The sequence below is a fragment of the Sporosarcina sp. NCCP-2222 genome (assembly GCF_023168145.1).
Classification (GTDB): Bacteria; Bacillota; Bacilli; order Bacillales_A; family Planococcaceae; genus Sporosarcina.
In genome coordinates this window covers 39,361-65,882 of the sequence record NZ_BQYK01000011.1, presented here as the reverse complement: position 1 = coordinate 65,882, position 26,522 = coordinate 39,361, and the positions used below count along the sequence as shown (strand labels likewise).

General features: G+C 45.8%; 27 protein-coding genes and 1 riboswitch. Of the genes, 15 read left to right on the top strand and 12 right to left on the bottom strand.

Annotation, left to right across the window (positions count from 1 at the left end):
• The first annotated feature begins 2 nt into the window (after window positions 1-2).
• The gene (locus NCCP2222_RS18565) at window positions 3-290 is read left to right on the top strand and encodes a hypothetical protein (protein ID WP_248513877.1); all 288 of its coding nucleotides are present in this window, start codon (window positions 3-5) and stop codon (window positions 288-290) included.
• On the opposite strand, the gene thiW is transcribed toward NCCP2222_RS18565, so the two are convergent.
• The 6 genes from thiW to NCCP2222_RS18535 all read right to left on the bottom strand — a co-directional run bounded on the left by thiW (window position 287) and on the right by NCCP2222_RS18535 (window position 4,578).
• Window positions 287-781: an energy coupling factor transporter S component ThiW gene (gene thiW / locus NCCP2222_RS18560; protein ID WP_248513876.1), complete on the bottom strand. Its 495-nt coding sequence runs from the start codon at window positions 779-781 to the stop codon at window positions 287-289. The two genes, NCCP2222_RS18565 and thiW, sit on opposite strands and share 4 nt — an antisense overlap.
• Window positions 778-1,404, bottom strand: coding sequence for a thiamine phosphate synthase (gene thiE / locus NCCP2222_RS18555; protein ID WP_248513908.1), 627 nt, complete (start codon window positions 1,402-1,404; stop codon window positions 778-780). Before thiE ends, thiW begins: the two co-directional genes overlap by 4 nt.
• 19 nt (window positions 1,405-1,423) lie before the next feature.
• Window positions 1,424-2,263: a bifunctional hydroxymethylpyrimidine kinase/phosphomethylpyrimidine kinase gene (gene thiD / locus NCCP2222_RS18550; RefSeq protein ID WP_248513875.1), complete on the bottom strand. Its 840-nt coding sequence runs from the start codon at window positions 2,261-2,263 to the stop codon at window positions 1,424-1,426.
• Complete coding sequence (gene thiM / locus NCCP2222_RS18545) at window positions 2,260-3,054, bottom strand: hydroxyethylthiazole kinase (RefSeq protein WP_248513874.1); 795 nt, start codon at window positions 3,052-3,054, stop codon at window positions 2,260-2,262. Before thiM ends, thiD begins: the two co-directional genes overlap by 4 nt.
• An 8-nt stretch (window positions 3,055-3,062) precedes the next feature.
• Window positions 3,063-3,749 carry a thiaminase II gene (gene tenA / locus NCCP2222_RS18540; RefSeq protein WP_248513873.1) on the bottom strand — a complete coding sequence of 229 codons (687 nt, stop codon included), beginning with the start codon at window positions 3,747-3,749 and terminating at the stop codon, window positions 3,063-3,065.
• A 103-nt stretch (window positions 3,750-3,852) separates the two neighbouring features.
• Window positions 3,853-3,960: riboswitch (TPP riboswitch) on the bottom strand.
• A 66-nt stretch (window positions 3,961-4,026) separates the two neighbouring features.
• Window positions 4,027-4,578, bottom strand: coding sequence for a helix-turn-helix domain-containing protein (locus tag NCCP2222_RS18535; protein ID WP_248513872.1), 552 nt, complete (start codon window positions 4,576-4,578; stop codon window positions 4,027-4,029).
• A gap of 134 nt (window positions 4,579-4,712) precedes the next feature.
• Between NCCP2222_RS18535 and NCCP2222_RS18530 the strand changes: the two genes are divergently transcribed.
• Entirely contained in the window at window positions 4,713-6,041 is a 1,329-nt protein-coding gene (locus NCCP2222_RS18530; RefSeq protein ID WP_248513871.1) for an MFS transporter, read from the top strand.
• Window positions 6,042-6,061: 20 nt separating this feature from the next.
• Complete coding sequence (locus NCCP2222_RS18525) at window positions 6,062-7,057, top strand: ornithine cyclodeaminase family protein (RefSeq protein WP_248513870.1); 996 nt, start codon at window positions 6,062-6,064, stop codon at window positions 7,055-7,057.
• A gap of 79 nt (window positions 7,058-7,136) precedes the next feature.
• Here the strand turns inward: NCCP2222_RS18525 and NCCP2222_RS18520 are convergent, their stop codons facing one another.
• From NCCP2222_RS18520 to NCCP2222_RS18505, 4 genes are read right to left on the bottom strand one after another with little or no spacing between them, the layout of a single operon-like run.
• Window positions 7,137-8,168, bottom strand: a complete 1,032-nt coding sequence (locus tag NCCP2222_RS18520; protein WP_282570736.1) for an ABC transporter ATP-binding protein — start codon at window positions 8,166-8,168, stop codon at window positions 7,137-7,139.
• Window positions 8,113-9,165, bottom strand: coding sequence for an ABC transporter ATP-binding protein (locus tag NCCP2222_RS18515; RefSeq protein ID WP_248513869.1), 1,053 nt, complete (start codon window positions 9,163-9,165; stop codon window positions 8,113-8,115). The genes NCCP2222_RS18520 and NCCP2222_RS18515 overlap by 56 nt, the downstream gene beginning before the upstream one ends.
• Window positions 9,166-9,191: 26 nt before the next feature.
• Entirely contained in the window at window positions 9,192-10,133 is a 942-nt protein-coding gene (locus tag NCCP2222_RS18510; protein WP_238080459.1) for an ABC transporter permease, read from the bottom strand.
• 14 nt (window positions 10,134-10,147) lie between these two features.
• Window positions 10,148-11,041 carry an ABC transporter permease gene (locus tag NCCP2222_RS18505; RefSeq protein ID WP_248513868.1) on the bottom strand — a complete coding sequence of 298 codons (894 nt, stop codon included), beginning with the start codon at window positions 11,039-11,041 and terminating at the stop codon, window positions 10,148-10,150.
• Window positions 11,042-11,389: 348 nt separating this feature from the next.
• On the opposite strand from NCCP2222_RS18505, the gene NCCP2222_RS18500 reads away from it, so the two are divergent.
• Complete coding sequence (locus tag NCCP2222_RS18500; RefSeq protein ID WP_248513867.1) at window positions 11,390-13,018, top strand: glutathione ABC transporter substrate-binding protein; 1,629 nt, start codon at window positions 11,390-11,392, stop codon at window positions 13,016-13,018.
• Window positions 13,019-13,186: 168 nt separating this feature from the next.
• On the opposite strand, the gene lepB is transcribed toward NCCP2222_RS18500, so the two are convergent.
• Window positions 13,187-13,645, bottom strand: a complete 459-nt coding sequence (gene lepB / locus NCCP2222_RS18495; RefSeq protein ID WP_248513866.1) for a signal peptidase I — start codon at window positions 13,643-13,645, stop codon at window positions 13,187-13,189.
• Window positions 13,646-14,053: 408 nt separating this feature from the next.
• Between lepB and NCCP2222_RS18490 the strand changes: the two genes are divergently transcribed.
• Together NCCP2222_RS18490 and NCCP2222_RS18485 are read left to right on the top strand one after the other, a co-directional pair.
• Entirely contained in the window at window positions 14,054-15,400 is a 1,347-nt protein-coding gene (locus NCCP2222_RS18490; protein ID WP_248513865.1) for a hypothetical protein, read from the top strand.
• Window positions 15,401-15,471: 71 nt separating this feature from the next.
• On the top strand, window positions 15,472-16,119 hold the full coding sequence (locus NCCP2222_RS18485; RefSeq protein ID WP_248513864.1) for an N-acetylmuramoyl-L-alanine amidase family protein: 648 nt from the start codon (window positions 15,472-15,474) through the stop codon (window positions 16,117-16,119).
• A 283-nt stretch (window positions 16,120-16,402) separates the two neighbouring features.
• On the opposite strand, the gene NCCP2222_RS18480 is transcribed toward NCCP2222_RS18485, so the two are convergent.
• Window positions 16,403-16,984, bottom strand: a complete 582-nt coding sequence (locus tag NCCP2222_RS18480; RefSeq protein ID WP_248513863.1) for a protein-L-isoaspartate(D-aspartate) O-methyltransferase — start codon at window positions 16,982-16,984, stop codon at window positions 16,403-16,405.
• 165 nt (window positions 16,985-17,149) lie between these two features.
• Between NCCP2222_RS18480 and msrA the strand changes: the two genes are divergently transcribed.
• The 9 genes from msrA to NCCP2222_RS18435 all read left to right on the top strand — a co-directional run.
• Complete coding sequence (gene msrA, locus NCCP2222_RS18475; RefSeq protein WP_248513862.1) at window positions 17,150-17,821, top strand: peptide-methionine (S)-S-oxide reductase MsrA; 672 nt, start codon at window positions 17,150-17,152, stop codon at window positions 17,819-17,821.
• A 286-nt stretch (window positions 17,822-18,107) separates the two neighbouring features.
• Window positions 18,108-18,767 (top strand): GntR family transcriptional regulator, encoded by a 660-nt coding sequence (locus NCCP2222_RS18470; protein ID WP_248513861.1) that lies wholly within the window; start codon window positions 18,108-18,110, stop codon window positions 18,765-18,767.
• A gap of 17 nt (window positions 18,768-18,784) precedes the next feature.
• Window positions 18,785-19,987 carry a CaiB/BaiF CoA transferase family protein gene (locus NCCP2222_RS18465; RefSeq protein ID WP_248513860.1) on the top strand — a complete coding sequence of 401 codons (1,203 nt, stop codon included), beginning with the start codon at window positions 18,785-18,787 and terminating at the stop codon, window positions 19,985-19,987.
• Entirely contained in the window at window positions 19,987-20,895 is a 909-nt protein-coding gene (locus NCCP2222_RS18460; RefSeq protein WP_248513859.1) for a hydroxymethylglutaryl-CoA lyase, read from the top strand. Before NCCP2222_RS18465 ends, NCCP2222_RS18460 begins: the two co-directional genes overlap by 1 nt.
• 44 nt (window positions 20,896-20,939) lie before the next feature.
• Window positions 20,940-21,929 (top strand): TRAP transporter substrate-binding protein, encoded by a 990-nt coding sequence (locus tag NCCP2222_RS18455; RefSeq protein WP_375709220.1) that lies wholly within the window; start codon window positions 20,940-20,942, stop codon window positions 21,927-21,929.
• A 20-nt stretch (window positions 21,930-21,949) separates the two neighbouring features.
• Window positions 21,950-22,447 (top strand): TRAP transporter small permease, encoded by a 498-nt coding sequence (locus tag NCCP2222_RS18450; protein WP_248513857.1) that lies wholly within the window; start codon window positions 21,950-21,952, stop codon window positions 22,445-22,447.
• Window positions 22,444-23,721, top strand: coding sequence for a TRAP transporter large permease (locus tag NCCP2222_RS18445; protein ID WP_248513856.1), 1,278 nt, complete (start codon window positions 22,444-22,446; stop codon window positions 23,719-23,721). The genes NCCP2222_RS18450 and NCCP2222_RS18445 overlap by 4 nt, the downstream gene beginning before the upstream one ends.
• Before the next feature lie 572 nt (window positions 23,722-24,293).
• Complete coding sequence (locus tag NCCP2222_RS18440) at window positions 24,294-25,973, top strand: hypothetical protein (protein ID WP_248513855.1); 1,680 nt, start codon at window positions 24,294-24,296, stop codon at window positions 25,971-25,973.
• 23 nt (window positions 25,974-25,996) lie between these two features.
• A partial coding sequence (locus tag NCCP2222_RS18435; protein WP_248513854.1) for a hypothetical protein occupies window positions 25,997-26,522 on the top strand: 526 nt, incomplete at its 3' end.

Sequence of the window (26,522 nt, the reverse complement as noted above, 5' to 3'; positions counted from 1 at the left end):
GTTTGTTCCGGTTATCTGGCGTTCAATTCGTTATTCTGGCGTTCGTACCGGTTATCTGGCGTTCAATCCGTTATTCTGGCGTTCGTACCGGTTATCTGGCGTTCAATTCGTTATTCTGGCGTTCGTTCCGGTTATCTGGCGTTCATCTCGAATTATTGGCGTTCGCCCGGAGTTATTGGCGTTCATCCAGATATATCGGCATTCACCCGCCTGCCTCCAATAAAAACGCTCTCACCAGCAACAAAAAACCGGAAGCCCTCCACGGGTTTCCGGTTTTTTTCACTCCTTAGTAACTTTGGATTTTATGGCCGATTGGCATTCGTTCCAAGCGCACGGCTACCAGGACGCCTAAGAGGGCGCCGCTTATGCTGGAGACGAGGAACGGTGGCATGAAAAATAGGGCGGTTACAGAAGTTCCCATGAGAAGGGCGGCGTACGGTACGGCTAGTAATGAAGCGATTACGCCGGTGCCAATCATTTCGCCGATGGCTGCCATCCAGGCTTTCCCTGATTTTTGATACAGCAGACCGGCCAATGCGGCGCCGATCATGCCTCCGGGGAAGGCGAGAAGAGAGCCGGTTCCAGTTAACACGCGGATCAGGCCAGTGAGGAATGCAATCATGACAGCCGGCAACGGGCCCAATAGGACGGCAGCAATGACATTGACAGCATGTTGAATAGGATAAGCACGTGCAATTCCGGCGGGGAAGGAAATAAAAACAGATCCAGCGACTGCGATTCCGATGAACGCCGTCATGAGAACGAGCTTCCGGGTGTTCATAAAACAACATTCCTTTCATTTAACGCCTGGCCTAGTATTTCCATCAAGAAGAGAGTCGCCTGACGTGGCTCTTCGGCTGATGCGATAGCCGAAATGACAGAAATGCCGGATGCTCCCGCATGGATAACCGGCGCTGCATTCGTTGCTGTAATGCCGCCAATTCCCACGATAGGAAGCTCTGGAATCAAGCCGGCGACTTTAGCTATCATGTTTGTTCCCGCAACGGGCTTTGCATCCAATTTTGTAGAGGTTGGGTAAACAGGACCCATTCCGACGTACGCGGCGCCCGCTGTTTGGGCTGCCATAGCTTCTTCCACGGTATGGACGGAAACACCAAGCTGCATCTGGTCACCTATTCTCCGCCGGACAGAGCCAGCTTCTTCGTCCTCTTGGCCGACATGGATCCCATCTGCTTCAAGCGCAATCGCCAACTCAACGTCGTCATTAACGAAGAACGGCACGCCATATAGTTTGCATAGCCGCTGGCAGCTTTGGGCAAAAGCTAACTTTTCCTGCCCTTGCAGAGAGCCCGGTCCTTTTTCCCGTAACTGAAAGCAGGTGATCCCCCCATCCAACGCTTTTTCGAGCACGTCAAGAGGCTGCTGCGCATTACTGGATCCCATAATGAAATATAAGAGATAGTCATTGTTTTTCAATCAATTCCACTCCTCTCGACAAGTCATGGCCACGCAAACGGAATGCTGCATGGTTCGTCGGCCCATGACCGTTTCCGAGGGATAGGCCATCTTCAATCGCTGCTTGGATGAAATATTTCGCGATCATTACCGCTTCGCTTACTGGCTTTCCTTTTGCTAATTCTGCCGTGATGGCAGCTGCGAACGTGCATCCAGTTCCATGGGTGTCCTTCGTTTCAATCCGTTTCGTTCGTAGTAAAAAGCGTACCCCCGTGTTGCTAATAAAAAGATCCTCCGCAAATTCCGTCTCCTTTCGATGTCCGCCCTTTACTACAATCGCTTGTGTTCCCATTTGAAGCAGTTGATTCGCCGCACGTTCCATATCTGTAAGGGTATGGATGGGCAGGCCCGTTAACACTTCCGCTTCCGGTATATTCGGCGTCAGTACAGCCGCGTTTGGAAGCAGATATTCCTTGAGCGCTTCGACTGCTGATTGCTCTAACAGGGAGGCACCCCCTTTTGCGATCATGACCGGGTCAATGACAAGTGGAAAGGATGGATAACTGCGCAATGTCTCTGCAATGGCTTTAATAATATCGGCAGAGAGCAACATTCCCGTTTTCGCAGCACCTACCGTGAAATCCGAAAGGACTGCATCGAGCTGAGCCGCCACGATGTCAGATTCTATGGGCTGAACCGCATGAACACCTAGTGTGTTTTGAGCCGTAATGGCGGTTAATACGGATGTTCCGAACGTACCGAGCTCTTGAAATGTTTTTAAATCCGCTTGTATGCCCGCACCGCCGCCACTGTCTGAACCAGCAATAGTTAATGAGACTGGTATCATTTTGCTGCCCCCTCCAGTTGGATTTGTTCAGAATCAACACTCGATCCGTTTAAGGAATAGAGGGCATTCAATAAGTGAAGAGCGAAATCTCCCGGCCCTTCCGCCTTGGATGCGGCCCTTTCCCCTGCCTTTTTATAAAAGGCGAGAGCTGAAGCAACGGCATGCTTCGCCTCGGCAGGTTCTATTGCCAAAAATGCAGCACATACCGCGCTTAGCAGACAGCCCGCACCTGTTATACGTGTCATGTGAGGGTGACCACCGGAAATTCGCATGACCGTTTTCCCGTCGGTCACCACATCGACCTCACCTGTTACCGCTACAAGGCAGTGATGCCGTTGAGCCAATTCTAGTGCAACAGAGGCAGTGTCTGCCGAACCCACTCCGGCATCCACCCCTTTTGCGTCCCATTCGACATTTGCCAACGCAGCGATTTCGCCGGCATTTCCCCGAATTAACGAAACGTCAAGATGTTGCAGCAATGTTCCAACTGCTCGTTTGCGAAACGGTGTAGCACCGGCACCAACAGGGTCGACAATCACTGGTTTTCCGTGTTTATTCGCACTTTTGCCTGCCTCGATCATCGCCTTCAACTTACTGGCATCGAGTGTTCCAATGTTCAATAAAGTGCAAGAGGAGAGGGCGGCAATATCAGCCGCCTCCTCGAAAGCATCCGCCATGATGGGTGAAGCGCCAATCGCCAGCAAACCATTCGCTTGAAAATTAGCAACGACGAAGTTTGTCATACAATGAATGAGCGGATTTTCCGCACGTAACTTTTGGATATAATCCATTTCGCTTATCATCCGCTAATCACACACTCTTCTGCGGTAGACCACTGTTCTTTTGTCCAAGCCATCTCCCAAAATTGCCATTCATAATAGCTGCTTTTAATAAAATGGGCTTTTACTTCTTCACGCCTTGCCGGAGACAACGACTCTGTCAGTTGATTCAAGCGCGTAATTTGTTCATTTGTTGCTGCTTCGAACCACTCCGAGCTATAGGTAGCGATCCATTTGTCATAGATTGGATGCTCGGGCTTGGCATTTTTCAAACGCTCTCCGATTTCATAATAGAGCCAGTAACAAGGGAGTAGAGCAGAAAGGGTCGCAGCAAGTTCGCCTTCCATGGCAGCTCTGTATAAATGGGAAGTATACGCATATGCTGCAGGAGCTGGCTTGAAATCAGCCAAATCCTTTTCTGTCACGCCAAGCAGGTCGAAAAATCCTTCATGTAATGAAATTTCCGCCCCACATGTCTCCTCGGCATGCTGTGCGAAACGTTTAACAGTCGAGAGATCTCGGGCCTGAACGGCCGCAAGTGCATGCACTTTCGCAAAGTGCTGCAAATAATAGGAATCCTGTAGTACATAATAACGAAACACGTCTTCCGGTAACGAGCCTTCAGCGAGACTGCGAACGAATGGGTGTTGGAAGCTCGCTTCCCAAATGGCGTCGCATTCCTTCCGTACCTCTTCACAAAATGTCATCTTCAACCACTCCTTTATCTTGTTGGAAAACCAAAAAAGCCGCCTTCACTCAACACAACGTTGAAGAAAGCGGCTCGCAAATCAGGCGGAATATCCCCTAGGAAGACGTGCGAATCCACTTCCCTCCGCTGGTATGATCCAGATCAGGTTCAAAGGGTCCATGTATCCATACACGTCTCAGTCTTTCGCAAAGACTCCCCTAGTGGTCTATCCTTTTTAGTTTTCACCATCACTATAACACAGTTTCCAAGTTTATCAAGCAGGGAAGAGGGACCAGTTATGTAGCGCTTGGTTTCCCCGTATCCGAACTGACACAGAGAAACACAACGTCCACATTGCTCCGGTTATACCAGTAATGCGATTCCTGAGCACTGTAAAATAACGATTCTCCTTTAGTCAGCTCATGCCGGTTTCCCGCAACTTCGACCGAGAGAACACCATCCAGTACATATACAAATTCCTGTCCGGAGTGAATAATCGGCTGTCCGCCATCCTCGCCAGGTTCAAGTGTCACACGCATCGGCATAAAATCCAGCAAATCATCCAATCCAGGCGCCAAGTTTTGATAATGGATGCCCGACGTGGCAATCCGGTCAATCATCAAGGATCCGCCGGGCTGTTCAGGTGCCTCCTCCTCAAAAAAATGGCCGGGACTGACATGGAGGACCATCGCAATTTTCTTTAATGATTCAAGTGTAGCTGACGATTTACCTCGTTCCAGCTGGGAGAGGAAACTAATTGAGAAGCCGGTCGCATCCGCAATATCCTTCAGCGTGAGCTTTTTTTGTTTCCTGATGGATCTGATCTTTAGGCCCAGTTCCTTAGACATCCAAGTCGCATCCTTTTTTTTCAGAAATTAGTTTCAAATAAAAATTCGATATTGACAGACTACTATTTGTTGATTAACATTATAACAAAATTGAAGTGGTACTTCAATTTATAGTGAACTTAGGGGGTAAGTGTATGGAGAAAAGGGATATGAGAAGGGTATTAATTGCAAGTTTAGTCGGAAGCTCTATCGAATGGTTCGATTATTTCCTTTACGGAACTGTTGCGGCTCTTGTCTTTAATACGATGTTTTTCGTTTCGGAAGATCCTTCAATTGGTTTAATACTAGCGTATGCATCTTTTGCATTGTCGTTTTTCATCCGTCCGCTTGGGGGTGTCATTTTTAGTCATATTGGGGATAAAATTGGACGCAAGAAAACGCTTGTTTTGACGTTAAGCCTTATGGGAATTGCGACATTCGGAATGGGACTGCTACCGACCTATTACGCGATCGGCATTTGGGCGCCGATTCTATTGATCACCTTGCGGCTTATTCAAGGGCTGGGCATCGGGGGCGAGTGGGGAGGCGCGATGTTGCTAGCTGTTGAATATGCACCGAAGGAAAAGCGTGGTTTTTTTGGATCTGTTCCGCAAATGGGCGTCACAATCGGGATGGTACTCGGGACGTTCGCTTTGTCTATTATGACTATGCTTCCGGAAGAAGCCTTCATGAGCTGGGGTTGGCGGGTGCCGTTCCTATTAAGTTCCTTGCTCGTCCTGTTTGGTCTCTGGATTCGTAAAGGTATTGAGGAAACGCCGTCATTCCGAGAAGTGAAAGCAAAGGGATCCATTCCGAAGGTGCCGGTTGTTGATACATTTAAATACCATTGGCGTGAAGTTTTAATCGCCATTGGAGCGAAAGTTGTTGAGACGGCGCCGTTTTATATTTTTGGGACATTCGTCGTTTCCTATGCGACGCAGCATGTAGGCCACACGAACAATGAAGTGCTTATGGCTGTCATGGTCGCAACCATTATTACAACGATCTTGATTCCTATTATGGGACGCCTGTCTGATAAGGTTGGAAGAAAGCCGCTTTACGTGTATGGAACGATTGCGATGGGTCTCTATGCGTTTCCGTATTTCTGGATGCTACATCAAGGCTCAAACCTAATGATGTTCATCGCGACAATTGTCGGCCTTGGTATCATCTGGTCACCGATTACAGCTGTTCTAGGAACGATGTTTTCGGAAATCTTTTCCGCTGAAGTTAGGTATACTGGCATCTCACTTGGCTATCAAATTGGAGCGGCATTAGCAGGTGGAACAGCGCCTTTGATTGCCACGGCGTTGCTTCTGAAGTTTAACAATTCGTATGTTCCGGTTGCTTTATATATCATTTTTACTGCCGGTGTATCACTGCTTGCCATTTGGGCGGTACGTGACCGGAGAGATCAGCACTTGGACGACATAACGGCAGTCCCTACAGAAAAGACAACGATTGGCAGTAAAGAGTTCAGCTAAGAAAAAGAAAGAGGGATCATATGATTACAATGAATGAAGCGCAAATAATGGTAATGTACGGCATGAAAGACGCCGTTCGAGATGTAGCAGATGTGCTCCATTCACTTGCGGCCGGAAAGGTGGAAAACCCGCCACGGACAGTCATTGAATTCCCCGGGCAGGATGCCTCCATTCTTTATATGCCTTGTGCAGATTTGACCGAGGGCATCGCGACAAATAAAACAGTGTCCATCTTCCCGAGGAATCCCAAAACGAACGGCATGCCGACGACCCAAGGGGTTATCTTAGTCACGGATGCCACGGATGGCCGGCATCTCGCTCTCTTGAATGCCTCTTATTTAACCAGATTGCGGACCGGTGCCATGAGCGCATTGGCTACAGACCGTTTGGCAAGACCAAACGCCTCCGTCTTATGTGCAATTGGAACCGGGGGAATGGCTTATGAACAAGTTCTTGGTGTGCTGGAAGTCCGTTCCATTAAGGAAATTCTGCTAGTCAATCCGACTGAATCAAAAGCGGTGGCGTTTGCAGAACGGCTGCGAACGGAAGGAAGGGTAGGAGAAGAAGTTCAAATCGAAGTGGTAAAAGACGTCGATTCTGCCGTTCGTCGGGCGGATATTATAAACTGTGCAACTCGGTCAGCGACACCGGTATTCAGCGGGGAGGCCGTACAGCCCGGAACCCATGTGAACGGAGTGGGCTCCTATTTGCCTCATATGCAGGAAGTCGATGAAACCTTTATTTTCAACTGCTCTAAAATCGTAGTGGATGATTTGCATGGCGTGAAAGAAGAAGCGGGCGAACTGATCCACGCCGCCGAGCAGACAGACTGGTCATTCGATGATGTACATGGAGAACTCGTCGACCTTGTCACAGGGCAAATCAAAGGACGCATTCACGAGGAGGAAATCACTTTCTTCAAATGTGTGGGTGCAGCCTATTTTGACCTTGCTGTTGCGAAAGGGGTTTACCTGAAAGCGGAGAAGGAAGGCCATGGCGCAAGAGTGGATATATAATATAGAAGAAAAACGGCCTTGTGAGGGCCGTTTTTTTATTCGTGAAATGAGATGAAGAGAAGCCGTTCTCTTCTCTTTATTAAAAGACAGCTTCTTCAAATCCTTTTGCTGCAATCGTTCCGTTCTCGATCTTCTCTACAAAATGGCAAGCGGCTTGATGTCCGGCTTTCATATCACCATGAGTAGCTAGTTCTGGCACATCCGTCTTACATTTCGCTTGGGCAAATGGACATCTTGTATGGAATCGGCATCCAGAAGGGGGATCAATTGGCGAAGGCACATCCCCAGTTAGGACGATATGCTTTTTTTCGCGAGTAGGATCCGGCACAGGGATGGCAGATAGCAATGCCTTTGTATAGGGGTGTTTCGGGCTCTCGAAAATTGAATGTTTATCACCGATTTCTACGATTTTCCCAAGGTACATGACGATAACACGGTCTGAAATATGCCGGACAACGCCTAAGTCATGGGAAATAAATAAATAAGTCAACTGGAATTCATCTTGTAACTCCTCCAATAGGTTTAGCACTTGCGCTTGAATTGAAACATCTAGAGCGGAGACTGCTTCGTCACAAATAATCAGTTTTGGATCGACTGATAAGGCGCGGGCTATTCCGATCCGTTGCCGCTGACCGCCTGAGAATTCGTGTGGATATCGATCAGCCTGGTATTCATTTAAGCCGACAATTTCCAACAGTTCAATAATACGCTTCCGTCTGTCTTTGGCGGGCAGTACTTTTTGGATGGTCATCGCTTCATCCAATACATCTGCTACTGTTTGCCGTGGATTGATGGATGCGTACGGATCTTGGAAAATAATTTGCAAGTCTTTTCGGTGCTTGCGCATGCTGCGCTTGGATAAAGTCGTCAGCTCTTCTCCGTTGAATACGACAGACCCTTCCGTTGGTTCCTCGAGTCGGAGAATAGCCCGGCCTGTAGTCGATTTACCGCAGCCAGATTCACCTACGATGCTGACCGTTTCCCCTTCGTAAATGGTAAAGCTGATATCATCGACCGCTTTCACATAATTGATAGTCCGGCCCATCATGCCGCCTTTAATCGGAAAATACTGTTTCAGTCCTTCGACCTTCAGCAATTCTTTTTTCACCATAGACCATCACCTCCGATTCGCCTTCCCATTTTTCAGAATAAATCCAACAACGGATATCATTGCCTTGAGGATCTTTCATTAATTCTGGCATTTCTCTTCTACACAGGTCGGTCGCAGCCGGACATCTTGGTGCAAAGCGGCATCCGACCGGCATGTCTTTGGGATTCGGCACATTGCCTCGAATCGGTTCCAATTTCTTCATTTCTACGTCATGACGGGGCAATGAATTCAGCAAACCAATCGTATAAGGGTGCTTCGGTTTTTGGAACAGTGTCAGAACATCCGAATACTCAACGACCTGCCCGGCGTACATAACGGCAACAAAATCGCATGTTTCTGCAACGACTCCTAAATCATGCGTTATCATGATGACTGACATGCCTAAACGCTTCTGCAATCCACGGATTAGACCAAGAATCTGAGCTTGAATCGTAACATCCAATGCAGTTGTCGGCTCATCGGCTATTAATATTTCAGGATTACAGGCGAGTGCCATAGCGATCATAACCCTTTGCCGCATACCACCTGATAGTTCATGCGGATATTGCTTGACTCGTTTATCAGGAGAAGGTATACCGACAAGCTTCAATAAGTCGACCGAACGGAGAAGCGCCGCTTTTTTTGACATGTTCTGATGCTTCATGATGGATTCACTAATTTGCTGTCCTACTGTAAAAACGGGATTTAGGGATGTCATCGGCTCCTGAAATATCATAGAAATTGCATTCCCGCGCAAATCTCGCATCTTCTTGTCAGAATAGGATAGAATGTTTTCCCCTTTAAATAGAACTTCACCGCTCTTTATTTCCCCATTAGTCGCCAACAGTTTTAGAATAGATAATGCAGTAATACTCTTCCCGGAACCTGACTCTCCTACAATTCCGAGGGTTCCTCCGGCTGGAAGTGAAAAATTGACACCGTCAACCGCTTTCACTTCTCCTTCATCTGTGTGGAAAGATGTGCGGAGCTCCCGCACTTCCAGTAATGTTTCTGTCAAGAAAGCCCACCCCACTTTCACTAAAATTAATTCAGATCTATCCGCTTGTTCAACAGTCGATACGAAATGTCGACTAGAAGATTGACGAATACAAAAAGGAATGAAATAACGAGAACGGTCCCTTGGACAATTGGAAAGTCCCTAGTCCGAATCGCATCAATCGTCAAGCGTCCCATTCCATTGATCGCAAAGATTGACTCCGTTAATACCGCTCCGCCAAGAAACCCGCCGAATTCCAGTCCAACAACTGTTATAACAGGAATCAACGCGTTCTTCAGCGCATGCCGATATATGACAATGCGCTCGCTCATTCCTTTTGCACGGGCTGTGCGGATATAATCCTGTCCGATCACTTCAAGCATTGACGATCTTGTCATCCGAGCTATAATGGCAGCTCCTCCCGTACCAAGAGTGATGACTGGCAAAATAATCTGGCGCCAATCATCTCCCCACCCGGACGCCCGCATTTTCATAAATTCCGGCATCCAGTCGGGCCCGATGGCAAACCATTGGATAAGCATGAGGCCGAACCAGAAATTAGGCATGGAAAGCCCGAATAACGCTATGAGCATGATTGTAATGTCAGACCATGTATAATGTCGCACCGCAGAGATAATTCCAGCAATCAATCCTAAAAATACGGCAAGGATCGTGGCGTAGAATGAGAGTTCGACGGTCGTCCAAAATCGGGCTTTAATCTCATCCATCACGGGACGTCCGCTTCGTATAGAATTTCCAAGATCGCCTTGTACTACGTTTTTCATGTAGTTGACATATTGAACAGGCGCAGGTTCGTTCAGTCCTAATTTTTCACGGATCTGTTCCACAGTTTTGGGAGAAGCTCCTTCACCGGCGATGATCTGAGCCGGATCTCCCGGAATTAAATACATTAACGAGAAAACGAGAATGGAGACGCCAATCAGGACTGGAATCGTCTGGAGCAGGCGTCTGATAATAAATTTTGACACGTTGATGCCCCTCCTTATTTTTTCATTTTCGGATCGAGTGCATCCCGCAAACCATCCCCGAAGATATTGAATGCCAAAACAACGAGAACAATCATGATTCCCGGAAAGAGCACAAGGTGCGGCGCCTCTCTCATGTAGGTACGCCCCTCACTTAGCATCGCTCCCCATTCAGGAGTCGGCGGCTTGGCGCCTAAACCTAAAAAGGCGAGTCCACTCGCCGTCAAGACGGCAGTAGCAATCCGAAGAGTCAACTGGACAATGATAGGTGATAGGACGTTTGGTAATATATGCTTGAATATGATTCTTCCATCCGATGCTCCGAGCGCTTTCACCGCATCAATGTATTCTAGTTTACGAACGGAAAGCGTGGATCCGCGAACAATCCTTGCGAATGCAGGAATGGAAAATATACCCACCGCGATAATGACATTTGTCAAACTGCCGCCGAGAACAGATACAATGGCAAGCGCAAGCAGAATTCCAGGAAAGGCAAGAAGCACATCCATCGTCCGCATGATGACTGTATCCAGTATGCCGCCGTAGTAGCCGGAAATAATTCCAAGAAAGACTCCGACTGCCCCCCCAAGTGCAACAGATAGAAAGCCGACTTTCATCGTAATGGCCATGCCATGAATAATTCGAGTGAATATGTCTCGTCCATAATTATCGGTCCCAAACCAATGCTCCGCGGACGGCGATTGGAGTTTAATAGAAATTTGGGTCGCATTTGGATCTGCTGTCGTGAAGAAAGGACCTAAAATTCCGGTAAGAATAAAAAATAAGATTAATGCACCACCGACGACGGCTGCTTTATTTTTCCTCAGCCTTCGCCAAAATCCCTTATACGCTTCAACTCTCGGGCTGGAGCGCTTTTGCCCAAATTCTGCAGCAGGCGTTTGTTGTACCATGATGAACACCTTCCCCCCAGATATTTAATAACCAATCAGTTGGCAGATTAGTTGGTTTACAGTAGCATACCATGAAACAGTATTTTGACAAACTTAATTTATTAGTATTTTTAGTGTATTTTTAATTATTCATTTATGGTATTAAGTTCCTATAATCACGTAAATTAACTAGAATCTTGTAAGTTAAAATCAAATCTACGAGTTACCTGTTATTACTTTCATACTAGAATAATTATTCTGAAATGTATTGTCTATTCAAATTTTGTATGCTATATTGCTTCTAACTATTGCAAATTGAGCAAGATGTTAGTTTGCAGTATGTTAATTACACAATAGGGGGAACTGAATATGAAATCAGCTGGGAAAGCAAAATGGCTGTTTGTCCTTGTATTGGCCTTTTCTATGATTCTTGCTGCATGTGGTGGGGGAAGCGGCAACAAATCTTCAGAGAAGGAGAATGGTGATACTTCAAGTAACATCGATGAAGGAAAAGGAGAAGGGGTGGAAGGCGGGGACCTTGTATTGGCTGTCCTGTCTGATGCATCTTCATTAGATCCAGCAGGTTCTAATGACGTCCCATCATCCGTCGTGCAAGCCAATATTTATGAAACATTAGTCAATCGGGATGATGACAATAAGATTATCGAAGGTTTGGCTACGAGTTGGGAAGCAATTGATGATACAACATATGAGTTCAAGTTGCGTGAAGGCGTAACATTCCATGACGGGGAACCGTTTAATGCGGAAGCCGTTAAAGTAAACTTAGAGCGGATTCTTGATCCGGAAGTGGCATCTCCAAGATATTTTCTATATGAAATGATTACAGAAATTATTGTTAAAGACGAATATACCGTTCAAATTAAGACAGAATATCCTTTCGCACCATTACTGGCTCACTTATCCCATAATGGCGGAAGCATGGTAAGCCCTAAATCGATCGAGGCAGATTATGCGGCAATGAAAAACGAGGAAAAATCGGGTTCCGTTATTTCGACAGCTCCAGTTGGCACAGGCTATTTCAAATTTGATAGCTGGACACCAGGTTCTGAAATTAAGTTGGTACGCAATGACGACTATTGGGGAGATAAGGTCCATGTCGATACGGTAACATTTAAAGTCGTTCCAGAAAGCGGAACGCGTAATGCAGATCTAGAAACAGGTTATGTTCATATCGCCGATCCGGTTCAGCCGAACGAAGTGGCTGATATGAATGCCGGAAGTTATGCAAAGGTAAATCAACAGACATCTTCCAGCTTGGCGTATCTCGGATTTAATACGGAAAAAGAGCCGTTCAACGATCCGAAAGTACGTAAAGCTATCTCCATGCTTGTGAATAAAGATGATATCAGTGAAGGCGTTTATGATGGATTCGGCGTCCCAGCGAAAGGTCCGTTGGCACCAGGTATCTTCGGTTACAATGAAGACGCAAAACCAGTCGAATATAATCCGGAAGAAGCGAAAAAGTTGTTAGAGGAAGCAGGGTATGGAGACGGGTTCAAAACTTCAATCTGGACGAATGACAACCCGCAACGTCAGCAAATTGCTGTATTGGTCCAGGAAGAATTGAAAAAAGTAAATATTGAAGCCGACATCAATGTGATGGAATTTGGTGCTTATCTGGATAAAACAGCTGCAGGAGAGCATGAAATGTTCATCCTTGGCTGGTCGAACTCCACAGGTGACGCAGACTACGGTATGTACGCTCTGTTCCACTCCTCCCAAAAAGGAGATCCGGGCAACCGCTCCTTCTATGAAAATCCGGAAGTCGACAAACTTCTTGAAGAAGGAAGACGAGAGTCTGATCCTGAAAAGCGAATTGAAATCTACAATAAAGTACAAGAACATTTAATTGAAGACGCTCCAATGGTGTATTTAATTCACACTGAATACCTAACAGGCGTTAGCAATAAAATTAAAGGGTTCTCCATCGACACATCTGGTATCTATCAATTGAAGAACGTTCAGTTTGTCGAATAATAAATAACAGGGATGCTGCCAATACGGCAGCATCCTATTTTTATTCCGGCAGAAGTGCAGGGGGGAAGTACCCAATCTGTATGTACTGCGGATTTTCTGCTTTCAGTTTATCCTTCAGCAGGGATGAGGCAGTGACATTGAGTAGCTAATCCGAGCTTCTCACATATATTACTCACTACCGAATTTTATCACTTTGCCTATAATATCCCCCTTTTTTATAGGGCCATGATGGCGGCTGTCCTTACTTAAAGAAGGTGAATCCCCCACGACAAAGTACTCATCATCTTGCAGAGTCATTGGATCAGAACCTTCTATGTCTTGTGTTATATATTCTGTTTTTAATAGATTGCCGTCTATGTACATTGTTCCATTTCGAAATTGAATTTCTTCGCCAGGCAGTCCAAGGACACGCTTTGCATGCTTTTGCTCATCTTCGTACAAATAAACAACGATGTCACCACGCTGTATTGGATTTGAATCGTAGAAATCTTTATCTACAACAAAGTGGTCTTGGTCATGAATAGTTGGCTCCATGGAACGGCCTTCGAAAACATAGGTGGTGGTCTGATTGGCAGATTGGCAGCCTATTAAAAATACCAGTGGAATGAAAAGTAGCAGCTTTTTCAAAACCTTTACCTCCCTTTGCCTAATGTGCTTCTTTCATTTTGATTTGAAAACGGTTTGGTTACAAGCAATATTCCCCGGGAAATACCGACAAATTATAGTACCTTATGTGGAAAATGTAGAAGTATAGAATATTAGAGCAGAGAATTTGATATTTGTATAGAATGAATTTTTAAAGGAAGCTAAATATCAAAGCGGATTTCCAAATGAAGGAAACGATGATATGCTTACTAATAGGGAAGAGGGGGAGATGAAGGGATGCAAAATTGCAAGTCGTGCGGCAGACTTATTAATTCAAGGACTTCCTTATGTCCATCTTGCAAGAATAAGTTTAAGAATAAACGGTTTTTAAGCTTAGCTATGAAAGGTATGACCATACTTGCGGTATTTTTAATATGGGGACATTTTCAAATGAAGCGCGCTAATGCACCAGAACAGACAGTGCAACGCATATATGAAGCAATAGTAAACAAAAATGAAAAAGCTCTTGCCAAGGAATTAAATATGGATGGGGAGCAGGATTCACGCGCAATTTTATCGTGCTTGGCTAGTCAAGGACTGCCAGCATTTAATGAAAAAATGCAACAAGCGGCAGGGAATGTCTATAGAAACGGCAATCCGCAGACAATTCGGCATGAGGATGGTCAAGACATCCTAAAGTTTACATTGGATAAGAAATTAGGGATATATAAAGTAGTGAATGTCGGATTAGTAGATATGAAGCTAGGAACCACGAAGAATGGTCTTTCTGGTTCGAGTGAAAACCGCTTTCCTATCGAACTGCTTAAAGAAAATGCAGTTTACTCGACGAATTGGCGAGATGGAAATACGTTGTTCCATCTGTATGTCGCTACTACCGAAAATCTGCCTGGCCTTGAGGCTGATGAAGACGCGAGCATAGAGAGTAGTTATGCCCTATTCCTCGCAAAGGAGAATGAAAAACAAGGAGTGCTGCAGAAAGGTGTCATTCCATCTATTCTGAAGAAAGAAGACATTCATGAGTGGAAGTTAGAAAGCCGGCGCTTTCTCGGTTTTATTGACAATGAAACATCTCTCGCTTTGTGGACGCTGGAGAACGGGAGCATGAGCCAAGTTCAATTTGATGGTCAGCCAAGCCTTCCTTTAGTTGATGGACAGGTGAAATTGATTGAGGATAAATATTTGCAGACGTACGAATCGGCCCACGGAAAAGAAGGATGGACATTCAAGACGTGGGTTTGGAACCCCGATCAATTGCAATTCCATCATTTGCATTCGGAATCCTATACAAACGACAGGCCTTACGGGGTTGAGACAGGGCAGCATAAAACAGAACTTTGGAATGAATATGAGGCGTATTATGATACATTCCCTCAATTTACTTTCACCAAGCAATCGGCGGAATTATTGAAAGATGGCATGCTCTTGCATACTGATGTCCAACTGGGAATGTCAATTCAAGATGTTCTTCAGATGCTTCCAGACCCTTATGATCAAGACTATTACAATGGAGGGATCTATTATGCTTTTCCTGGCGGGAGAACCTTTTTCTATGCCGAATTGTCAGGGGAGGTAACGTATGTAACGCTCAGCGGGAGCTCATTGACAAATAATCAGGAGGAGCTGCTAGAGATTCTAGGCACACCTGAGCGAGAAGGATATGATGAGATGAATGATGAGTATTATTACTCTTATAACTTTGGGCAAAACCAACTCAGAGTGGATAGAAAGAAGGACGGCAGAATCGTTTCCTTGTGGCTTTCCAAACGCCCTAATTAGCACTTTGTTTTGATCATAATCTATCCCTTTCCTGAAGAAATTTCTATATATAGATAGAGGAGGGGGAAGATATGGTCAAAATTGTATTAGATGCCGGACATGGCCAAGGTACATTGGGCAAGCAATCACCAGATGGAGAACGCGAATGGGGCTTCAACAGCCAGGTCGTCGAAGCTCGTGAGGCTAAACTGAAAGCTTATGAAAATGTCGAAGTGCTGCGGGTGGATGATTCTACGGGCAAGACGGATATACCTCTGGTAGAACGGACTAATAAGGCAAATAAATGGCAAGCGGATGTCTATGTGGCAGTTCACCATAACGCTAATACGGGCAGCTGGGGAAATTGGACAGGCGTTGAAACGTTCACTTTCAATGGACAATCTGTCAGCACGAAATCAACGGAACTCGCCAAGCTTGTTCAACCTCGAATAGCGAAGGCCATGGGCTTGACGGATCGCGGAGTGCGACAAGCCAATTTTCATGTGCTGCGTGAGACCAAAATGCCGGCGATCTTAACGGAAGGCGGCTTTATGGATTCCTTTATTGATATTCAGGCTCTTCGATCTACTGACAAGTTACGTGCACAAGGGGAAGCGATTGCGGAAGCATTGGCGGTTTATTATAAATTAAAAAAGAAATCGGTGGAAACCGATGCGTATGACAAGGACCCCTTCCGTCTCCCGGATTTACAGAGGAATTTCAATCGGCGGTCGATCTAGGGATTACGAATGGAACATTTCCACGTCTGTTGGCTACACGGGAGGAAGTGGCTGTCATGATTGTACGGGCACTTCGGACGTTTATTTAATAAAAATGGAAGCACTCATTGAAGGGACACATGTTGACAGTGTCCTTTTTCAATTAATCTTCCAAAAGCAAAACACACAAATAAGAAAGATACTAGAACCACCTGTTCATTATCAAGCAAGATTCTCCGAGACGTAAATAATAGAAGTCCAGGATCCCTGCTGCCCTGGACTTCTCATGTGGTACGTAATTAAATCATTCATATTTGCCTTTCAACGGAACGAATCTTACTTCACCTAGCACTTTCTTGCTTATTTTTCCGTCCGCATCCTTATTCAACAATAGTAATTGTTGGAGTGAAGGAGGTCCGGCAGGGATGATCATTGTACCGCCTTCAGCCAATTGTTCCGTTAGTTCAATTGGGATTGTTGCGGCTGCCGCGGTGACGATAATCCGGTCGTAGGGGGCATATTCCTTCCAGCCTATGCTGCCATCATCGGTTTTGAATTGGATGTTTTCGAAGCCAGCTTTTTGTAGTCTCTGTTTCGCCTGATCTGCTAATGGTTTAATGCGTTCAACCGTGTAGATCTGCTGGACGAACGGAGCAAGCATGGCAGTTTGGTAACCTGACCCCGTACCAATTTCCAATACTCTTGATTCTTTTTGTAAATCAAGGGCCAAGGTCATCTCGAGGACCAAAGATGGCTGTGATATAGTCTGTTCATAGCCAATCGGAATGGCTTCGTCCAAGTAAGCAAATTCCTGTAATGTATCCATAAACAAGCTGCGGTCTAGCTGCTTGAAGTGTTCGATGATCTCGTTCATCTGATTCTCCACTAGGTGCCCTCCTCCCGTTCTTTACTAATCAGCTTACCGAAAATGGAAGGGCTTAAACATTCGCGAGGTTTAATTTGAATGAACAAGAGAAACTTTATATAGATGGAGGCATTTCAATTAATGAACTGTCTTAATTTAGTTTGTAATATCAAAGGGGTCATGGCTATGTATGAAATACCAGAAGTGGAGCAAAGTTTGCGGTGGCCGAGTGGGTCTTTGGAGACGGCTACATTCGGGATGGGTTGTTTTTGGGGACCGGAAGCACGCTTCGGAAGTTTAAAGGGGATTGTGCGGACACGGGTCGGATTTGCAGGCGGCACGACAGCCTCACCGACGTATCGTTCAATGGGGGATCATACAGAAACGGTAGAGGTGGATTTTGATCCGGAGTTGATTACATATGAAGAAGTTTTGCGTCATTTTTGGCGCAATCATTATCCAAACCGGGATGAATATAAAGGTCGTCAATATATATCATTGTTGCGTTATGGAGGGAACCAGCAGAAGGAAACAATCGATCGCATCAAAAAAGAGATGGAGCAGGAAATGGGTGAGCCGATTGAGACAGACATCGGTCCGTTCGAGAACTTCACATGGGCAGAGGAGCGGCACCAAAAATATTATTTGAAACGATATCCGCGAGCTTTGGAACAGCTGCACGAGTTTTATCCTGAACCTGAGCTACTAGTGAATTCGACTTTGGCTGCCCGATTAAACGGTTTTGTGAAAGGCTTTGGATCACGTGCCAGTTTGCTTGCGGAAATCGAAGAGTGGGAGATGGACAATGGCGGTGAGAAGAAACGGCTTGAAATGAAATTGCGCAATATGAAATGGTGATGAGCGGATTCGTTTCATGGGACAAGGAAGAAATGGGTAGCAAATGAAATGAATACGTAAGGAGTCCAGCTGCCTGTAAACGGGACTGCTAGAGGCGACCAATTTGCCTTTTTCTTTTCTGTTCAGTTTAAATACCCATTTTTTATATGGAACAGGCATCAAGACCGGTGCGATAAGCTCGGTCTTTATTTGTGTTTGATTGTATATTTAAATAGTATTGACATATCTAAATTGAGAGTCTATTCTGTTAGAAGAATACTGTATACAGTAGACGGAGGCGAGGCATTTGTCCGAACTCATTGTGAAACGTACAACATTGAAACAACAAGTCTATGACTACTTGAAAGATTCTATTCTGCTAGGAGAATTTAATCCTGGGGAACGACTGATAGAGGAAAAAATTGCGGAAACATTGAATGTCAGCAGAAGTCCGATTCGGGAAGCTGTTCGTATGTTGGAGAAAGATGGTCTATTAAACGTTCATCAAACTGGAGGTGTGACGGTTGTGAATCCGACGATTGAAGATTATAGAAGTCTTTATGAAGTCCGGGTTGAGATGGAATCATTGGCGGCATATTTCGCAGCGGAACGATGTGACGATTCGGAAATTGCATTGATGGAGACTTCTATCCAAGAGATGGCGCATGAAATTTCCATTCACAATCTAAAAGGGCTATTACGGGTCAATTTTAATTTCCATGAAATTATTGTCCGTGCCAGCAGAAACCCGTTTCTCATTTCCATGACACTGCAATTAAGGGGTATCAATAGTTTTTATCGACGAGCGATCGTCGAAGGGGATCCGCGAAACATGGAAAATGCATTGCGGGATCACGAAGAAATATTCTTTGCAATCAGGAAAAGGGATCCAGATTTTGCGAGGGAATGCATGAGAAAACATATTGAACATGATTACCAGGCTTTCATGAAAGCTGTTCAGAAATAAGGGAGGAGAAGGTCGAGTTGGATCGTAGAAAACCGTTACAAGGGGTACGGGTTTTGGAACTTGGAAATCTCGTGGCTGCACCGTTTGCCGGGAAATTATTTTCAGAATTCGGAGCGGAAGTCATTAAAGTCGAGGAGCCTAAAAATGGAGATCCGCTGCGCAATTGGCGGGTGATGCATCATGATACATCTGTTTGGTGGTATGTGCAAAGCCGAAATAAGAAAAGCGTGACGATCAATATGCGTGACCCGGAAGGACAAGACATCGTCAAGTCGCTCATAAAAGAAGCAGATGTCGTCATTGAAAATTTCAAGCCAGGGACATTAGAGCGGTGGGGCCTCGGATACGATGAGATGAAAGCTGTCAATCCATCCATCATTTTGACCCGCATCTCGGGATATGGGCAAACAGGGCCCTATAAAGAGAAACCTGGATTCGGAAGTGTTGCGGAGGCAATCGGCGGTCTGCGATATTTGACCGGTTACCCAGATCAGCCGCCAGTCCGCGTCGGCATTGCAATCGGGGATATGATCGCCGGTCTCTATGCGGTTATCGGAACATTAATGGCGCTGCGGGCCAGAGACCAGGATGCAGATAGACAGGGGCAAGTTGTGGACGTGGCATTATACGAAGCGGTGTTTAGTTTACTGGAAGGTATTCTTCCAGAATATGATTTGACCGGACAAGTGCGTGAGCGGACGGGGACTACGCTGCCTGGCATTGCACCATCCAATACATACAAATGTGCAGATGGAAAACACGTAGTCATTGGTGGCAATGGAGATCGGATCTTCGAACGCCTCATGACAGCAATCGGACGGGAAGACATGGCGACAAATCCAGCCTATGGGTCAAATCAAGGCCGTGCGGATCATGTCGAACTCATCGATGAGGCAATTGAAGCGTGGACTCTGCAACATAGCTTGAAAGAAGTTCAACAAAAACTAGATGAAGCTTCCGTGCCGGTCGGGCCAATATTCGGCATCCAAGATATTGTGGAGGATCCGCATTATCAAGCGCGTGACATGTTAAAGGAGGTCACTTTGCCAGGAGGCGAAAAGCTGCTTGTTCCGGGCATTGTGCCGAAGCTTTCCCATACACCGGGGGATATCGAATGGAACGGCCCGACATTAGGAGCGCATAACGAAGAAGTCTATTCCGCCTATTTGGGATTGACGGAAGATGAACTGTCCCGATTGAAGGAAAGGGGAATCATCTAATGGCCAAAGTTGCGATTATCGATGTCAGTCCAAGAGATGGTTTGCAAAACGACCCACGCATCGTGTCGACAGAAGACAAAGTGCAGTTAGTCGAAAAATTGGTTGCTGCCGGTATTGGCAAAGTTGAAGTGACCTCTTTTGTCCATCCGAAGAAAGTACCGCAGATGGCAGATGCCAATGAAGTGATGGAATCTTTGCCAGAAAATCTTCCGCTTGCAGCTGTCGCATTGATTCCAAACGTAAAAGGGTATGAGCGAGCGAGAGAACATCGTTTTCGCGAAGTAAATTGGGTGAGTGCGGCAACGGAAACCTTTAACGAGAAAAATATCGGTATGACGATTGCAAAGAATTTGGAGCAATTCACTGAAGTGGTGAAACGGGCGAAGCAAGATGACGTAGATGTCTGTTTTTCCATCGCCGTGAGCTTCGGTTGCCCTTATGAAGGAGAAGTTGCTGAAGACAAGGTGCTAGAGATCGTTAGACTTGTGAAGGAGGCAGGTGCCGACCGTATCAGCATTGCGGACACGATCGGGATTGCCACGCCGGACCATGTCGAAAGGTTAATGAAAAAAGTCTTGCTGGAAGCGGGTTCTACGCCAGTCGCCATCCATTTGCATGATACGCGCGGGCTTGGACTAGCCAATGCGTACGCCGCCTATCAAGCAGGCGTAAGGATTTTCGAAACATCCGCCAGCGGCATCGGCGGCTGTCCATTTGCTCCTGGAGCAGCAGGCAATTTGGCAACGGAGGATTTGGTTTATTTATTTGAACGGATGCACATCGATACAGGCATCGATTTTACAAAAATGTTGGAGGCCGCTGATTTCGCGGCAAGTTTATCAACGAAGACACCTTTGGGACGCATTCGGCACGTAGAAAAAAAGAAGAAAGAGGGGAAACAAAAATGAAGAAGTGGATGAAAGGCCTGGTAGGTACAATGGCCGCTGTGTTGATGCTGGCTGGCTGTAGCGACAAAAAGGAAACGGAAAAAGGAGAAGCGGCGACTGGATCGGGCGATGGCTATGAAGAAGTGACAATTCGCCTTGCATACAATTTGCCGCAAGATCACCATATCTCAATCGGTGTGGAAAACTTTGCAAAGGAAGTAAAAGAAAAATCGGGTGGAAAAGTAAATGTGCAAGTATATCCGGCTGGACAGCTGCTAAGCGATAAAGACATGAACCAGTCCATCCTTTCTGGCGGCGTGGAAATGGGCGTCAACTCTTCGACACTTTGGGCATCCACAGTTCCGGCAATGGGTATTTTCGATGTTCCGTATGTATTCAATGACTACTCAGCTGTCGGGGAAGCCTTGAACGGAGAGTTCGGTGACAAGCTTCGCGGAGCTATGGAGGAAAAAGGCGCGAAAGTATTAATGTTTGCGGATTATGGTTATGTTCAATTTGCAAATAATAAACGCCAATTGAAGTCTCCGGAGGATTTCAAAGGATTAAAGATCAGAAGTATCGGAGATTTACCTTCTGAATTGATTCAAGCATATGGTGCTTCTCCTGTGTTCATGGGTGGCGGCGAAGTATACATGGCACTTCAACGAAACACGGTCGATGGCGCCACTTCCGGGACAACGGCGATGCTTCAGCGGAAGTACGACGAGGTCACGAAGTATTTGACGATTAATAATTATGCTTATTTGGAGTTCTTGCTTGCTGTGAATAAAGATTTCTGGGATGGCCTTCCTGAAAAGACACAAGACCTGTTGACGGAAGTTGCCGGTGAAACGGAAGTTTGGATCCGTGAACAAGCTGAAAAAGAAGATGCTGAGTCGGCAAAAGCGTTGGAAGAGAAGGGCATGGATGTCTACGTCGTGCCGCAGGAAGAATTGAAAGAGTGGAAAGAAGCGGCAGCACCAGTCCGTGATGTGTTTGTTGAAAACGCGGGTCAATTGGGACAAGAGTTGCTCGACATGGTAGATGAGAAATAACTGGCTAGGGGGAAACACTCGTGAAAGTGGTTTATCGAATCTGTGATTCAGTCATACGTTGGGGTGCATACGTAGCGGGCATTCTCATCCTGTTGACGACCGCCATGACGTTTTATGAGATCGTATCCAGAGGCATTTTCCATAAACCGACGTCATGGGCAACCGAATTATCCATTTATGCTATTATTGGCAGCTGTTTTCTTGGAAGCGCGTATGCAGTCCGAACCTATGCCCATATTACGGTGGATTTATTGATCAATAACGTGAATGATCGGTTTAAAACGGTATTGGCCTACATCTCCAATTCCCTTGGCTTATTATTCAGTGTGATCTTTACAATTTATTGTTTTCGGCATGTCATTAAAACATTCGAGTTAGAAACAAAATCAGCGTCTTTGCTGCGCATTCCGATGTATTTGCCGGAATCCTTCCTTATCATTGGAGGGGTTCTGCTATGCATCGCATTCATTCTGCAGCTCATTGACGGGGGCATTCATAAGGGAGGGGAACAGCTATGAATCTATTTTTCACCGGTGGATTAGGTGTCCTTCTCTTGCTAGGTCTTCCTGTCGCCTTTACGCTGAGCTTACTTGCGGTTGCCGGAATGTATTTCTTTAATGGGGGAACATTTGCGTTTATGCAGATACCGATCATCTCCTATAAATCACTGGATGATTTTACGCTGACAGCGCTTCCGATGTATGTGCTCATGAGTCAAGTATTGCTTGTCAGTGGAGTCGGGCGTGACCTGTTTGAAATGGCGAGCAGATGGTTCCGCCATTTTCCAGGCGGCCTGGCGATTGCGACACTATTTTGTTGTACAATCTTCTCGGCAATTTCGGGTTCCAGTGTTGCTACGGCCGTAACCGTCGGTGCAGTGGCGTTGCCTGAAATGGTTAAACGCGGCTATAACAAACGACATGTACTAGGCTTGCTTGCTGCAGGCGGAACGCTGGGAATTTTGATTCCACCGAGCATCCCGATGATCATCTATGGCTCCGTTACTGGAGAATCCGTTGGAAAACTGTTCGTGGCAGGAATCGTGCCGGGTATTGTTCTAACGCTTGCCTTCATGATATTTTCCGCCTATCAGACGCGCCATATTAAAGACGCGCCGGCTACGTGGGATGAACGGTGGGAAGCTTCGAAAAAAGCGGTATGGGGCTTGTTGCTGCCGGTTATTATTATTGGTGGAATTTACAGTGGTATTTTTACTCCAACTGAGGCAGCTGCAGTCGGCGTCGTCCTCAGTTTCGCAATCACTATTTTAGTGTACCGCAACTTGACGATGGCTGCCATGCGAGAAATTTTAATTAATACCGTGAAAACAAACGCTATGATTTTATTCATCATCATCGGTGCCATGCTGCTTGGGTACATCATGACCATCTTGCAAATTCCGCAAACTATTGTTAACTTTGCAACGTCCCAAGACATCTCGCCATGGATCATCTTTGTGTTAATTAACATCGTGCTGCTTATACTGGGGATGTTCCTCGAAACGGTGTCCATCCTCGTCATCACTTTGCCGATTCTCTATCCGATCATTATGGCACTCGGCTTCGATCCGATCTGGTTCGCCATCATCATGGTCATCAACATGGAGCTGGCCCTGATATCACCGCCAGTCGGCATGAATCTGTTCGTTTTAAAAGGCTTGAACAAGGAAAACACCATCAGCGAAATTGTCAAAGGCGTCATCCCATACGCCGTCATCATGCTCGTATTCATGGTTATCCTTTCGTTCTTCCCGGAAATTGCTACGTTTTTGATTCATAAGGATATTAAATAAACGAGGAAACCTGCAACTGCTATTAAATGGTGGATTGCAGGTTTTTTTGTTTATGAGGGGGCGCGGGGGATGCTTGGTGTCACGTGGGAATTGCTCGGAAAAATGGATGATTGCTCGAGTAACCGTAGTAGAAGTGTTCGAAAACCTGTTACATTTCCTCTTCTTATTAGTTTTCCAGCCACTATACAAGTAACCTGGCCAAATGCGAACCGCTCGATTATGCCTTGGAACCACTCGAATAATTTTTTATTCGCTCGTATCTTATCTTCTACCGCTCGTATTCTTCAAGGACCTCTCGTATGCTGCCCAAACCGCTCGATTAAGCTAGGTAACCGCTCGTATATTTTTTTAACCACTCGTATCATATCCGAAATCATATCAATCCTTTAACAAAAAATCGCCAGTCATGAAGCTTTCCGTTTCTATAATTAGTTGTACTTAAAATAGTCATCGGATATTTTATATTTTTCTAAATTTACCGTTTTGAAAGCGTTTACATAATAATCTTGCGGGTAGTGAAAAAACAAAGGGCCCGCAACGGGTCTAATTGGTGATGGAAGGAGGTGTGTTCTGTGAAAAGGCTACTATCCATAGGCGGTATGTTATGTGTCAGTCTCTGGCTTGTTCCGTCCCTTGTTCACGGAGAAGAAGTAAGTGAAACTAAACAAAAATTGAAGTCACCAGGACTTGTGAGCAGTCTTCTAGATGGAGTTGGAAAAACGGCCGATGGCACGGTCCAATCGGTGAACAACCTGGTTGAAACGACAGTTGATGCGGTAGATCAGACTGTCCAGGATACGTCAATATTTGTCACTGAAACTGTGGTGCCTGGCAAGATGACGCAAGACGAGCCAATGTCTGGTCAAATCCAACGGACTGCAGAATTGGTTGATAAGACTGCGCAAAATGTTACTCCAGTCGTAAAGTATACGACAGGTACCTTAAAGAAAACAGTGGCAGAGGTTAATAATGCGGTCGAAGAGTTGCCCAATATCCCAATTGCAAAACCGGTCGCCGAGGCGGCAGGACGAACTGTAGACGAAACGGTGGCATCAGCTGAGGATGTCGTAAATACTACAGTCAGCACTGCAAATCAAACTGCACAAGATACAATCCGTTTCTCGTCCACTTCAGTCAAGGCACTAGTAAATCCTCAGTCGGACAAACCGGTTGTGGATCTTTTGAATGGAGCTGGAAGTTTAGCGGGTTCGACGGTTTCCAATGTCAAACCCGTATTAGAATCAACAACGGCAACTGTCCAGACCGCTGTCTCCGGTGTGAATGAAACAGCCGAGCAACTGCCAGAGGTCCCTGTAGTCAAACCGGTTGCAGAGGAATTAGTCAAAACTGTGGAAGAGACAGTCAACTCGGCAGATGGGATTGTTTTCTCTACTGTCGATGCTGTGGATCAAACCGTCCAAGATACTGTAACGATGGCGTCCAACACAGTCGGAGGACTGACCGAGCCCAAATTGAGTTCTCTGATGGATTTAACAACGGACACAGAGATTTTGCTCCACTCAGCTCTGTCAAATGTCGGCTCAGTTGTGAATGAAACATCCAACACATTACGAACTGTACTGACAGGGAGCTCACGTACCGTAGGGGTATTGCCGGTTATATCAGCAAATGAAAAACCTGATTTTCAAGAAGGGAAGACGCCGGCTGTCAGTCAAAATCATAACTCGGCAGTTGTAGAAATGCCTGCTCCAATCCCGGAAGAATTAATCAATACAGAGCCAGGTCAACAGGTTGAGGTCATTGAACCTTTGGGCACAACGGATCAAGAAGTACCGACAGCTTCTTCGTTAGAGGTAAGCAAGCAGATATCATTTGAAAGACAAGAGAAGAGTGCTAAAGCTCTAGACATGGCAGAGCAGAGCCAATCCAATGATTCAATCAATGGAACTAGAATAGAGTTAAAGCGGAATATGGAGGAACTGTCAATTAATCAAATGGCAACCTCCAAACGACAGCAAAACAACTCAGGGAGAACTCTACAAGATGATGGAAGATTGTATAATGCACCATTGATGATAACTGGCAGTACAACATCGATCACCTCACCAATGATGTTTGCTTCTGGAGGATCCGACGTAGTCCCAAGCGTGTTGACAAGAACAGCATGGGTGGAATTTATGTGCCGACAACAATGGCTGCTTGCCGATACAGCAATGTACTCTCAGTGGGAACATGCTCCGCCAGGGCAACCGCCAGCATACTCTCCTTTTTTACTAGAGAATAATAACTAACGTAAAAAAGGAGAGAAATAAACATGAAAAATACTAATCTAAAGTATGGTTTCTTATCACTTGGTGTATGTACGGCGATCTTGCTGGCTCCGGCGATGGCGAATGCAGATGAGACTTCAGATAACAGCTTCCTCGATGTGGAACTGAATTTATTGGACAATCAGGAAAGTGATCCGGCTTTGCTGAACGTAGAACTAACAAATGTTCCAGTAGTCGGCGATGTGAAGGTGAGTGTCCCCTCCAAAAGAGACGAAGACGGTGCTGCAAAAGAGACATTGGCTTCTGTTAATGTGGAGCGCGGAATAATTGAGGACATCGATGTGTCAGTTCTTGAGAAATCTGAAGAGAAAACAGATACGACTGCTGAAACAAAAAACTCTTTGGTATCAGTCGGTGTAAAGTCCGATTTGACGAAAGATCTGAATATCGGAGTGGCACCAAGTGAAAAGAGTGATAGCAACGGCTCGTCGTCCTATGACGGTGGTCTAGTCGAAGTGAATGCAGAGAATTTGCCTTTGCTAGGCGAAACGAATGTAGGTGTACTGGACA